This is a genomic window from Methylobacillus pratensis (assembly GCF_054072455.1).
This window is the reverse complement of the sequence record NZ_JBSUSR010000001.1, coordinates 480,092-492,062: the sequence shown is the minus strand read 5'-3', so window position 1 is coordinate 492,062 and position 11,971 is coordinate 480,092. Positions and strand designations below refer to the sequence as shown.

The following is an 11,971-nucleotide window of genomic DNA, read 5'->3' as shown; positions in this document are numbered from 1 at the left end:
ATCAAGCCGAACGCCTGCGGCCAGGCTTGGCCGGTTTTTCAGGGACCCTGCGGCTGGCTTTTTCCCCGATGCTGGCCTTGAGCAATTGCATCAGGTCCACCACGTTGCTGGGTTTTGCTGCGGCCTGCCCATCCTCTTCCTCATTCGGCTCGGTGAGGATATGGGTTTGCTTGGCCTTCACTTTTTTCTTCACCAGCGCCATGATGTCCTGCCGGAAAGTATCCTGGTATTGCCTAGGGTTCCAAGGCTCGGTCATGTCCTCCACCAACGACAAGGCCATTTCGACCTCCTTGACGGACACCTGGCTTTGCTTGCCTGCCCTGGGCTGGGGTATTTCAGGCAGCTCGCGCAGCTCCTCCTGGTAACGCAGCAGGTTAAGCACGATGACATCCTGGAACGGCATCAGCGCCGCAAGGTGCTGTTTTGTGCGGATCACCACCTGCCCCAACCCCAGCTTGCCCGATTTCTCCAAGGTCTTGCGCAGCAGGGCATAGACTTTCTCGCCGCCCTTGGCGGGCACCAAATAGTAGGGCTGGTCAAAGAACATGATGGGAATATCGCTGACTTCGACAAACGACAGGATATCGATGGTCTGGGTGCTTTCAGGGTTGGCGTTGCGCAAATCGGCATCGCTCAGTACGACATATTCATCTTTTTGATAGGCATAACCCTTGACGATATCTTGCTGGGTTACTTCCTTGCCCGTGACCTTGTTGTATCGACGATAGCCTACCGGGGCGAAATCGCGCTTATCCAATAGATCAAGGTCTATGCCGGCGGGAGCGCTGGCTGAGTGCAATTCAACCGGGATATGGACCAGGCCGAAGCTGATGGCGCCTTTCCAGATAGGGCGTGACATAGGATAAATCCTGAGAGCAGGGTAATAAAAACATCATCCTCAGTTCGCATACGGTAGTTCTATCAGGCTTGTTCTGAACCTAGTGTAGGAAAACGTAATAGTTGTCTTGATGCTTGCAGTTGGTAAACGTCATACGTTCCGACAGCAAGTTCGGTCCATTCATTCCTATAAGTCATTGCTTAGAAGGCATACATTGACTGCATTTCGGCGCGGAAGAGGAGGCTTTGCGGAAAGATTGATTAGCCAAAACGCAGTAGGGCTTGCCAGGACACCTTTCTTCATTCTTAAAGATATGGAATGCATCATGACTGGAAAAATAAGCGCACATGGTCTAGGGCTGGACCCCAGATCCGGCAGTGAAAGCGATTGTTCAAATGGTTCTCGCTTATTACTTGTTCGGCCACCGTATCTCCCAGGAGATTGCCGTCAACACTTGGAAAGTGTTCATGGCGCATGGCATCGATTCTCCCAGTAAGATCTTCAGCAGTACTTGGCAACACCTCGTGGATTTGCTGGGGAGGGCCACTATAAACGCTATGACGAATCTACTGCGCCTAACATGCTGAATATGGCGGCATTCCAATATCAAGGGAAAATCGGCAATTTTCTCTCTGCGTCGGAAAAGAAAAGCGAAATAGCTGAACGGCTGCAGGAAATCAAAGGAGTAGGGCCGAAGGTGGCAGAAATATTCCTGCTGAATGTGAAAACGTAATTATCCGCGCCGGTTTGAACACTCAAGGCGCCTCAGATTGATGTATGTGCGCTCTTGGAGCGGTTAATTCTGGAGTGAAAAAGTAATTAAACCTCTAGTGAGCGTCTGAAGGGATAGTCCGTTAGTACCTCATACACAGCAGATAACACCGGGTTGGTATGTCCCTACGGCAAACAACCGCGAGCGCAATGATACCAAGGGTTTGCATATTATTAATGATGAGAATTTTTAATGTTGAGGTTATTTAGAAGTTATATGGGAATAACTATAAGTTCTTTGTAACGAGGCAAGTCTGTTTATAATTTCTCTGGGGGGAATTTCATCGACAACAACTTGTAAGGAGTCTGTATGAATATTCTCAAAACAGCGCTTGGTTCCGCAACGCTCATCGTTGCTTCCTCTGGTGCGTATGCCGCCGATGTGGTGGATCTTGGCGAACTGCATGCTGGTATCAATACCTATACCAACACTGTAGCCGCCGATACTACATTCACGAATACCTTCAACTTTAGCTTGGCTGATGTTTCGACAGGTACTTTCTCGCTTAGCGATTTGCCGTTAACCAATGGCGGAGTGAATGTCCTAGGCTTTAGCGACCTCAGTTTCAACCTCTACAACAGCTCTGACACATGGGTTGCTGGTTCCGTAGCCGGTGGCGAATTCACTTTTGCTAATCTCGAAGCCGGAAACTACTACATCAATGTAGAAGGCACCACCAATGGGGTGGCTGGCGGGGTCTATAGCGGTGCGATTAGCGTCCAGGCCGTGCCTGAGCCGGCCTCATATGCGCTTCTTGGCGTCGGTCTAGCACTGATAGGTGCTTTTGCCATGCGCAGGAATAAAAACCTGGGCTAATTCTCCAACCTGATAAAAGCCACCTTCGGGTGGCTTTTTTACGCCCTCATCAACCTAACAAATTATCAATGAATACGAGAAGCATAGCCCAAGCTGTTCAGGAGATATTCAAGGTGCTGAATCGCTATTGATGAGATTCAGTTTCACCTTCACCTTTCTCAGTACAACCTTGTGCTTTTCGTCGATCGGTAGAGTCTCAATGTAGAAGGTCTGGTCATTTGAGTTCTGAACGATGAACTCAAGTGGAGTGCCCTCAGCGCTGAGTAAGTGAAAAATGACAATCTCTTCCGTCTTAAATGACTTGGAAACTGATAGTTCGTGAGGGATATACAGAAGCGGTAGGGGATACCCTATCGCTCGGAGTTGGTTAGGGTTGTTGGTTGAACTGCTTTGAATGCTGGCCTGTCATCAACGAACAGATTTCATTAATCTAGTAACTGCAATGGTTATGGGATTTTAATTTTATTTGTTACCCCCAAAGTTACCCCAATTATTTTAATATCACTGTGTTTTATCTCTTCATCTTATTTTAAATTTTGCAGTCGTTTTCACCTTCTTTGGCACACATCCCAGGTCTGTGGGCACACACGACTGTATCAGCGTGCAGGCTCACCCTGCACCCTCCGGCTTGATGGGCTATGAGACTGGAAAAGAAAAGCCCGCGAGTGCGGGCTTGAACTAGTAAAGTGGATTAGGTGAATTTTTAATTTTAATTCCTGACCAGTCTTTTTCTTCTATAACAAGTAATCCATCATCAGAATCAATGAAGCTTTTAAAGTGGTTGCTCAATTCCGTGGATTTTTTTTCCTCATATTTAAAAGCATATACGGACTCTAAAACTTGAACAGCTTTGTACTTCTTAAGCTCATCATAAAGTTTTTGATAATCCCTCTTATTTCTTCTTAAATCATACGAAAGGAAATATACAGCCATGAGTAACTCTCCCCAAATGAATGAATACACATTGCCAGCAGACACATTGATTCTTACTGGCTCAAGGCGGAGGCTGTTATCAAAGGGGTGAATCATCCCGACACCTTTGCGCCTGAGACAGAATCGCGATCTGGTAAAGGTGGTGCTGTCCAGACTGCAGGATGATTTAAGCATAGCTCAGTAGTGGCGGGATATAGCCCGAATGGACACTGGCAGATTTTACAGTTACCGAATGACAGGAATGTCATTCCAGTCGGTTGTGTAGTTTGGACTCTTGAACGCCCAGCGCATGGCTCAGCCCTTCCGAGGCTAGCTTGACCCTGCCGGTAAGAGTGTCGGCCATGCAGATAGCAGGGAGTAGCAGATATAAAGCCAATATTGCCAATTTCATTAAAATATTTCTCGATGAATGCTGTCATTAATGCAAGCATTAATGGAAATTATGCTTGCATAAGATATGATTGAGTGCTTTAATGCAAGAAAATAACATAAGGGTGCTTGCAATGGTTAATGTTACAGGAAGAGCAAAGGGTGGGGTGGCGCGCAGTGAAAAATTGTCGCCTGAGAGAAGAAGTGAAATAGCTAGGATTGCTGCATTGGCAAAAAAGAAGCCGTCTGGATTGCCAAAGGCAATTAAATCCGGGCAGCTTGTGTTAGGAGATATATCAATTCCGTGTTGTGTTCTTGATGATGGCCGTCGAGTTTTATCTGAAAGGGGAATCACAGATGCATTTTTCCCCACACGCCCAAATGGAAGACAATTTAATCTTGCCGCTGGCGCCGGATTGCCTGTTTTTATTGCCCAAAAAGAACTATCTTCTTTGATTCTGAAGGATTATTGGAGCGGCGCCGGTTCAGCCATTAAATATCTAGATGAGGGGCGAGAGTTTTCAGGGTTTGAAGCGTCCGCGCTTCCTGCCGCATGTGAAATATGGTTAAAAGCCAGACAGCTGGAGTTACTTACCAAAAGTCAATTATCGCGGGCAGAACAAGCAGAAATTGTGATGAGGGCGCTGGCCCATATCGGTATTGTTGCCCTTGTGGATGAAGCGACCGGTTATCAGGAAATTCGGCCACAGGATGCTTTGCAAAAGTACCTTGAGGCAATTATTAGCAAGGAACTTGCCGTTTGGGTAAAGAAGTTCCCGGATGAGTTCTATGAAAACATATATAAGTTGAGAGGTTGGAAATGGACTGGAATGAGCAAAAATCGTTATAGCGTTGTTGCTCATTATACAAGAGACCTAGTATACGAAAGAATGGCGCCGGGGCTACTTAAGGAACTTGAGACAAAAAGTCCCAAAGATGCAGGCGGAAATAGGGAAAATAAATTGCATCAATGGCTAACCGGAGATATCGGAGACCCAATGCTTGCGAGTCATATCCAATCTATTTTAACCCTTCAGAGGTTGGCTATTGCCAGTGGGTGGGGATGGACTAAATTTATGAATATGGTTGATAAGGTCTTAAAGAAGAAGGGTGATAGTCTTGATTTGCCATTTGAGGAATTTGAATTGCCATAACCAACAACCCGCCCTGGCGGGTTTTATTTTGCCCATAAGCTCTACTTGTTGAGAGGGGCGGGCTAGGATAAAGCAGAGAAGGAGGGGTATTATCTTCACAGTTTCAGTTGGATCAAGTAAATTCATCCATTATCATAATACAAAAATCATAACGATTGCATTTAAGGGGAGTGCTGTGTCGATAAAAACTTGGCTCTGGAAGACGTTTCTAACTTTGGCCATAAAAAATCAATGTCCAAGTACTATTCCCCGTAGTGGGGAAAATGGTAGAAAAGTAGACTGCCTGACTATTTACATTAATTCAGATGGAAATCCATATTTTTTGGTTGACGAAATCAATGAAAATATCTTGATTGGTAGAAGGTGGGATGGTAATTCATTTCAACAAAATCATGAGATGTTAATCTCCGATGTTGATGATTCAAATATTGAGATATGGTTTTATAAGGGAGTGTACGAATATAGCTATAGAAGCTTAATGGCATATATGTTTCTTTATGTCACTGGGATTCATAGGGTTTGTACATTTTTAGAAATTATCAAAGACACTGTCCTTCAATTTTTTAATAATAAAAGGAAAGTAGAGGCTTTAAAAAGATATGATTTGTTAATCAGGCTAAAAGAGTTTTATTCTGATGGATCATCATTCAGCCCTACAATGTTCACTATGCAATTGTATTCATGGAGAATATTGAGAAGGCCAGATTATGCAGAAAAAATTAAAATTATAAGAACTCAGCTGGAGTGGCTTTGTGAAATAGGAGAGTTGAAGAAAAACAGGGAGGGAGATTATTTATTGGCTGGAAAATTGTGGGAGTCTTTGTCTAATTATGAGGTTGAATGGGTTAGAGAAAGAAACGCAAAGATACATAGCTGGGCAATTTTCTTTTTGACATTTATAATTTCGTTATCCGCATTAGTTCAGTCATCACTTATCCGATTGCCCCTGATCTATAAGTTGGATTCGTGGACATCCATTATAGAACCTCTCTATGAACTCTTCAGGATCAGTACTGTTTTATAGACATTCACTCTAGCACCTATACGCCTTTCCGCTGATGGAGGTGGAGCCGTGCTGAGCAGCCGGAAATAATTATGATTATCATCACCCGTCTTACCGTAATCTTACCGTTGATTTCATATTTAATAATCTGTGTTAGTGGGCGTAATTCCCTCATTTGTCCGAAATTGCTTGAAGTCCGCTTTCAAAGCTAGACTGCGACTTAAGAGTTTCAATGTGTGCAGCAGCTGTTGATTGGTATACCGTGTAAAACGAGGCCAGGAGGGTACGCCATTTTCTTAGGTTTCATCCTGTGGATATTACTGGAATGTCTCCAGAAAAGTAACCAAGTGAACCTTTGGAATCCCTTGAGGGGTAAGGCTTCTATAAAAATCAAAGCCTTAAATGGAGGATGGTGTCCCCGTCAGGACTCGAACCTGAAACTGACCCTTAGGAGGGGCCGGTGATATCCGTTTCACCACGAGGACATCCAAGTCCGTTATTCTACCTTTTAAGCAGCCTGAGCGGTACTGTTTCGCTTGGTTTTTGGCCTTGCGTCGCAGTACCGCTGCAGTTTAGTGGCGGATCAGGTGCTCGAAAGCGCCCAGTGCGGCTTTTGAGCCTTCACCCATGGCGATGATGATTTGCTTGAATGGCACGGTGGTGACGTCGCCCGCGGCAAATACGCCTGGTTCCGAGGTCTGGCCTTTGTCATCCACTTCGATCTCGCCGAATTTGCTCAAGGTGATGGTGTCCTTGATCCAGTCGGTGTTGGGCACCAGGCCGATCTGGATAAATACGGCAGCCAAGTCGATGCGGTGCGATTCGCCAGTTTGGCGGTTGGTGTAGGTCAGGCCGTTGACCTTTTCGCCGTCGCCGTTGATCTCGGTGGTTTGCGCGCCGGTGATGACGGTGACGTTGGGCAGGCTGAACAGTTTTTTCTGCAACACGGCGTCGGCACGCAATTCGCCATTGAATTCGATCAAGGTGACGTCCTTGACGATGCCGGCGAGGTCGATCGCGGCTTCGACGCCGGAATTGCCGCCGCCGATCACGGCAACGCTCCTGCCCTTGAACAAGGGGCCGTCGCAGTGCGGGCAATAGGCCACGCCGCGTCCGCGGTATTCCTTTTCGCCGGGAACATTGATTTCCCTCCAGCGTGCGCCGGTCGCGATGATGACGGATTTGGCCTTTAATACAGCGCCGCTTTCGAGCTTGACCTCGGTGAAGCCGCCGTTGTCATGTGCCGGCACCAACGCTGCTGCGCGTTGCAGGTTCATGATATCCACGTCGTAGCTCTTGACATGTTCTTCCAATGCCGCGGCCAGCTTGGGGCCGTCGGTTTCCTTGACCGAGATGAAGTTCTCGATGGCCATGGTGTCCATGACCTGTCCGCCGAAACGCTCGGCAACCACGCCGGTGCGTATGCCTTTGCGGGCTGAATAGATCGCGGCAGAAGCGCCGGCAGGACCGCCGCCGACGATCAATACGTCAAACGGTTCCTTGGCGGAGAGTTTCTCGGCTTCTTTCCTGATCGCGCCGGTGTCGATCTTGTTGAGTATTTCCTGCACGCCCATGCGTCCGTGGCCGAATTCCTGTCCGTTGAGGAAGATGGTAGGCACGGCCATGATCTTGCGCTCGTCCACTTCCTTCTGGAACAAGGCGCCGTCGATCATGACGTGGCGGATGTTCGGGTTGATGGCAGCCATGAGGTTGATGGCCTGTACCACCTCAGGACAGTTGTGGCAGCTCAACGAGATATAGGTCTCGAAGTTGAATTCGCCTTCGAGGTTGCGGATTTGCTCGATGACTTCCGGCTCGGCCTTGGGCGGATGTCCGCCAACCTGCAACAGCGCCAACACGAGCGAGGTAAATTCATGTCCCATCGGAAGCCCGGCAAAGCGGATGCCGAGGTTTTTCCCTGGGCTGTCCAAGCTGAAGGAAGGCTTGCGCTGAGTGTCATCATCACTTTGTTGGACGGTGATACGGGAAGACAGGCTCTTAAGGTCGTCAAGCAACTCCAGCAGCTCACGGGATTTGTCGCCGCCGTCTACAGAGGCGGTGATTTCGATAGGCTGGGTGAGTTTTTCGAAATAGGCCTTTAATTGCGTCTTGATGTTTGCATCCAACATGATGTGCTCTCAATTCTGTATTGATATTGCTTCAAAAAATGCCCGGGCATTGAGGCAGGGAGTTTGCGGTTGCCCGGGCACAGTCCAGCTTGACTAGCGTTTAGATCTTGCCGACGAGGTCCAGGGATGGGGCCAATGTAGCTTCGCCTTCCTTCCACTTGGCTGGGCAGACTTCGCCTGGGTGGTTGGCAACGTATTGTGCAGCCTTGATCTTGCGCACCAGGTCGGCAGCGTCGCGGCCAATGCCTTCTGCGGTGACTTCGATTGCCTGGATCACGCCGTTGGGATCGATAATGAAGGTGCCGCGGTCGGCCAAGCCCTGGTCTTCGCGCAATACGCCGAAGTTGCGGGTGATGGTGGCGGTCGGGTCGCCGATCATCGGGAACTTGATTTTGCGGATGGTATCCGAAGTGTCGTGCCAGGCCTTATGGGTGAAGTGGGTGTCGGTAGAGACGGAATACACTTCGACGCCAAGCTTTTGCAATTCATCGTAGTTGTCGGCGATGTCGCCCAATTCTGTCGGGCAGACGAAAGTGAAGTCGGCGGGGTAGAACACGACGGCTGCCCACTTGCCCTTCAAGTCCGCTTCGGTAACGGTGACGAATTCGCCATTATGGAATGCGGTGGCCTTGAACGGTTTGATTTCGGTGTTGATAAGGGATGTGGTCATTGCAATCTCCTAGGGTGGTTGAAATAGTGAGATTGCAGTGTAGGGGATTTATTTAATTAAATAAAATTGATTGTTTAAATTCAGTTGATAAATAAATTTTATTGATGATCGGCTTCGATATTATATTGCAGCATACAGTTCCGGCCTGCGGCCTTGGCGGCATACAAGGCGGTATCGGCCCGGTGCAGCATGGCCTCCCAGCTTGCAGCCAAGTCATTCGGGTTCCAGGTATACAGCCCGATGCTACAGGTGACTTGACGGTCATCACATGCCCGGTGGCGTAGATTGCGCATGGATTCCAGCAGGCGCTCGCCCAATGCGGAAGCCTCTTCCTTGGTGGTATGGGGGCAGATGATGCACAATTCCTCGCCGCCGTAGCGGCCGATGATGTCGGTATTGCGGCAAGTGTTGCTCAAGGTCAGCGCTACGCTTCTCAGCACCTTGTCGCCCACATCATGGCCGTAGGTGTCGTTGATCAATTTGAAATGATCCAGGTCCAACATGAAGACACTGATCGGGCGCTGATAGCGGTGCGCCAAGTCGATCTCGCGCCGCCCGAGGTTGACCAATGCGCGGCGGTTATAAATCTTGGTAAGTTCGTCGTGCGTCGCCAAGTGTTCTTTTTCGTGGATGATGGATTCGAAGTACATCAGCAGCAGGCCCAGGGACCCTAGCAGGTTGCACCACATCGGGATCAGGTAAAGCCCGAAGACATTGATGGGGTCATGGCTTTGCGGCGTGAGGTCTAAGCCGCCGTTGATGGCGAGGATGCCGCGCAGGATGAAATCCGCCGCTGCCAATGTATAGGCGATGATGACCAGGCTGTTGGCGAAGGATAGCCTGATGCCCCTGGCCAGGATGACCTCGACCACATTGAGGAACATCAGCAGTGCCAGCATGAGCGAAAACAGCAGGGTACGTATGCCGACGGCCAATTGCAGCAGGACCACCAGGCTGTAGGCAATGAAAAAGCCCAGCACTAGATACCAGCCGACATAGGCTGGCCGCTTGCCGAAAAAAGCCTGCGTCCCCCACCATTTTGCCGTCATGGCCGCAATCATCAGGGTGGAGCCGGTAATGAGGGGCAGGTGCCCGAACTTCGAAATGCTGAAAGCGGTAAGCGTGGAGCCGAATACGCTGATCAGCCCGGAGAGCGCCCAATAGCGCGTACAGCGCTCCGTAGGCGCGAGAAAATACATCCCGCCCATGATGATCGCGATGCACAGCTGGCTGATCGAATAGGCGATGTTGGCGGTATATGAATTCCAAAAAGAATCCAAGCTATTGTTCCCTTAGGTATTCACAATGCAATCAATCTCGAATATTGCAGGGGAGGCATGGGCTTATGTATTGTCCATGCGACCTCTGCAACTCTACGCTAATTTCTGCTTTCCAGTTCTTCCCAGCGCAGCATGGCCCGGTCAATTTCCGTGCCGATCTCGTTCAGCCTCTGCTGCAATGCGCGCGCTTGTTCAGCGTTTTCCCGGTAGATGTCCGGGTTCGCAAGCGCCGTATTGATTGAGGCTTGCTCTGCCTCGAGTGCTTCGATCGCGGCGGGGAGGCTTTCAAGCTCACGGTTTTCCTTGAAGCTGAGCTTGGCTGCGGGTTTCCTGGCTGGCGCTTCTTGCCGGGGCTTTTCCGCCGGTGTTTTGGCCGCGGTTTTTTCAGCCGTCCGTGCCTGCGTGTGGCGGGACCAGTCATCGTAGCCTCCGCCGAATTCGCTCAATACGCCATCGCCTTCGAAGGCGATGATCTGGGTGACGGTATTTTCCAGGAAGGCCCGGTCGTGGCTGACCAGGAACAAAGTACCCTCGAATTCCTGCAGCAGGCTTTCGAGCAGCTCCAGCGTCTCGATATCCAGGTCGTTGGTAGGCTCGTCCAATACCAGCACATTGGCCGGGCGCGCAAACAAACGGGCCAGCAGCAAGCGGTTGCGCTCCCCGCCGGAAAGCGACTTCACGGGCGACCTCGAACGCTGTGGCGGGAACAGGAAGTCTTCCAGGTAGCTGATGACATGCTTGCGTTCATTACCGATCTGCACGAACTCGGAGCCGGGACTGATGGTGTCGGCCAGGGTAGCCTCTTCATCCAGCTGCTCGCGCATCTGGTCGAAATACGCCACGTTGAGGTTGGTGCCGCGCTGGATGCTGCCGCTGTCAGGCTCGAGCTCACCGAGAATCAGCTTGAGGAGGGTGGATTTGCCTGCGCCGTTCGGGCCGACCAGCCCGATGCGGTCGCCGCGCATGATGCGGGTGCTGAAATCCTGGATCAGCAGTTTTTGACCATATGCGAGCGAGATATGGTCAAGTTCGGCGACCAGCTTGCCGGAGCGCTCCCCGCTATCCAGCGTAAGCTTGACGTTGCCCTGGCGCTCGCGACGGGCGGCCCGTTCAAGGCGCAAGGCCTCGAGCCTGCGCACCCGGCCTTCGTTGCGGGTGCGCCGCGCCTTGATGCCCTGGCGTATCCAGACTTCTTCCTGCGCGAGGAATTTATCGAACTTCGCGGCATGTGTCGCTTCCACCGCCAGCAATTCTTCCTTCTTCACCTGGTATTGGCTGTAATTGCCGTGGAAATCCGTCAGGCGCCCGCGATCCAGCTCAACGATGCGCGTGGCAAGCCGGTCGAGGAAGCGGCGGTCGTGCGTGATGAACAGCAGGCTGCCCTTGAAATCCAGCAGCAGGTTCTCCAACCATTCGATGGCGGCAAAGTCCAGGTGGTTGGTAGGCTCGTCGAGCAGCAATACCTCGGGCTCCGCCACCAAGGCGCGGGCAAGGGCGACCCGCTTGCGCCAGCCGCCTGAGAGCGTGTCAATCTTCGCTTCCGGGTCGAGCTGCAGCCTGCTCAAGACAGCCTCGACCCGCGCTTGGGATTGCCAGCCGCCTTGCGCTTCCAGGTCGTGTTGCAGGGTTTGCATGCGCGCGATCAGGGCGTCAATGTCGGCCCCGGGTTCTGCCATCTGCTGGGAAACGTGGTGGTATTCGACCAAGGCCTGGCGCAAGCCGCCCAAGCCTTCGGCCACCGCCTCGAAAATGGTATGTTCGGGCGACAGGGACGGTTCTTGCGGCACATAGACGACGCGCGACTTGGGCGCGCGCCAGAAGATGCCGTCGTCCAGCTTGCTTTCGCCGGCGATGACCTTGAGCAGGCTGGATTTTCCGGCGCCGTTGCGGCCAATCAAGCCGACCCGTTCGCCAGCGTCGAGCTGGAAATCGGCATGGTCGAGCAAGGGATAATGTCCATAAGCCAGGCTGGCTTGATCTAGGGTGATATAAGGCATGGGCCGTATT

Annotated in this window: 11 protein-coding genes and 1 tRNA gene; 4 read left to right on the top strand and 8 right to left on the bottom strand. The window is 50.8% G+C overall.

Going from position 1 to position 11,971, the window contains the following annotated elements:
- Window position 1: 1 nt before the first annotated feature.
- Window positions 2-859, bottom strand: coding sequence for a non-homologous end joining protein Ku (gene ku / locus ACW4YW_RS02210; protein ID WP_457136057.1), 858 nt, complete (start codon window positions 857-859; stop codon window positions 2-4).
- A 490-nt stretch (window positions 860-1,349) separates the two neighbouring features.
- On the opposite strand from ku, the gene ACW4YW_RS02205 reads away from it, so the two are divergent.
- Together ACW4YW_RS02205 and ACW4YW_RS02200 are read left to right on the top strand one after the other, a co-directional pair.
- On the top strand, window positions 1,350-1,571 hold the full coding sequence (locus ACW4YW_RS02205; RefSeq protein WP_457136056.1) for a hypothetical protein: 222 nt from the start codon (window positions 1,350-1,352) through the stop codon (window positions 1,569-1,571).
- 348 nt (window positions 1,572-1,919) lie between these two features.
- A complete protein-coding gene (locus tag ACW4YW_RS02200) occupies window positions 1,920-2,426 on the top strand; it encodes an FxDxF family PEP-CTERM protein (protein WP_457136055.1) in 507 nt (168 codons plus the stop codon).
- Window positions 2,427-3,104: 678 nt separating this feature from the next.
- Here ACW4YW_RS02200 and ACW4YW_RS02195 read toward each other — a convergent pair.
- Together ACW4YW_RS02195 and ACW4YW_RS02190 are read right to left on the bottom strand one after the other, a co-directional pair.
- Window positions 3,105-3,455: a hypothetical protein gene (locus ACW4YW_RS02195; RefSeq protein WP_457136054.1), complete on the bottom strand. Its 351-nt coding sequence runs from the start codon at window positions 3,453-3,455 to the stop codon at window positions 3,105-3,107.
- A gap of 129 nt (window positions 3,456-3,584) precedes the next feature.
- Entirely contained in the window at window positions 3,585-3,650 is a 66-nt protein-coding gene (locus ACW4YW_RS02190; protein WP_457136491.1) for a DUF4113 domain-containing protein, read from the bottom strand.
- Between the two features lie 182 nt (window positions 3,651-3,832).
- Between ACW4YW_RS02190 and ACW4YW_RS02185 the strand changes: the two genes are divergently transcribed.
- Both ACW4YW_RS02185 and ACW4YW_RS02180 read left to right on the top strand, forming a co-directional pair.
- Complete coding sequence (locus ACW4YW_RS02185) at window positions 3,833-4,882, top strand: P63C domain-containing protein (protein WP_457136053.1); 1,050 nt, start codon at window positions 3,833-3,835, stop codon at window positions 4,880-4,882.
- A gap of 175 nt (window positions 4,883-5,057) precedes the next feature.
- The gene (locus tag ACW4YW_RS02180) at window positions 5,058-5,906 is read left to right on the top strand and encodes a hypothetical protein (RefSeq protein WP_457136052.1); all 849 of its coding nucleotides are present in this window, start codon (window positions 5,058-5,060) and stop codon (window positions 5,904-5,906) included.
- A 389-nt stretch (window positions 5,907-6,295) separates the two neighbouring features.
- Here ACW4YW_RS02180 and ACW4YW_RS02175 read toward each other — a convergent pair.
- The 5 genes from ACW4YW_RS02175 to ACW4YW_RS02155 all read right to left on the bottom strand — a co-directional run bounded on the left by ACW4YW_RS02175 (window position 6,296) and on the right by ACW4YW_RS02155 (window position 11,961).
- Window positions 6,296-6,370, bottom strand: a tRNA-Arg gene (locus ACW4YW_RS02175).
- Between the two features lie 87 nt (window positions 6,371-6,457).
- Window positions 6,458-8,014, bottom strand: coding sequence for an alkyl hydroperoxide reductase subunit F (gene ahpF / locus ACW4YW_RS02170; protein WP_457136051.1), 1,557 nt, complete (start codon window positions 8,012-8,014; stop codon window positions 6,458-6,460).
- Window positions 8,015-8,114: 100 nt separating this feature from the next.
- Window positions 8,115-8,684: an alkyl hydroperoxide reductase subunit C gene (gene ahpC / locus ACW4YW_RS02165; RefSeq protein WP_457136050.1), complete on the bottom strand. Its 570-nt coding sequence runs from the start codon at window positions 8,682-8,684 to the stop codon at window positions 8,115-8,117.
- Between the two features lie 98 nt (window positions 8,685-8,782).
- Window positions 8,783-9,964, bottom strand: coding sequence for a GGDEF domain-containing protein (locus ACW4YW_RS02160; protein ID WP_457136049.1), 1,182 nt, complete (start codon window positions 9,962-9,964; stop codon window positions 8,783-8,785).
- Window positions 9,965-10,062: 98 nt separating this feature from the next.
- Complete coding sequence (locus ACW4YW_RS02155) at window positions 10,063-11,961, bottom strand: ATP-binding cassette domain-containing protein (RefSeq protein WP_457136048.1); 1,899 nt, start codon at window positions 11,959-11,961, stop codon at window positions 10,063-10,065.
- Between the last annotated feature and the right edge of the window lie 10 nt (window positions 11,962-11,971).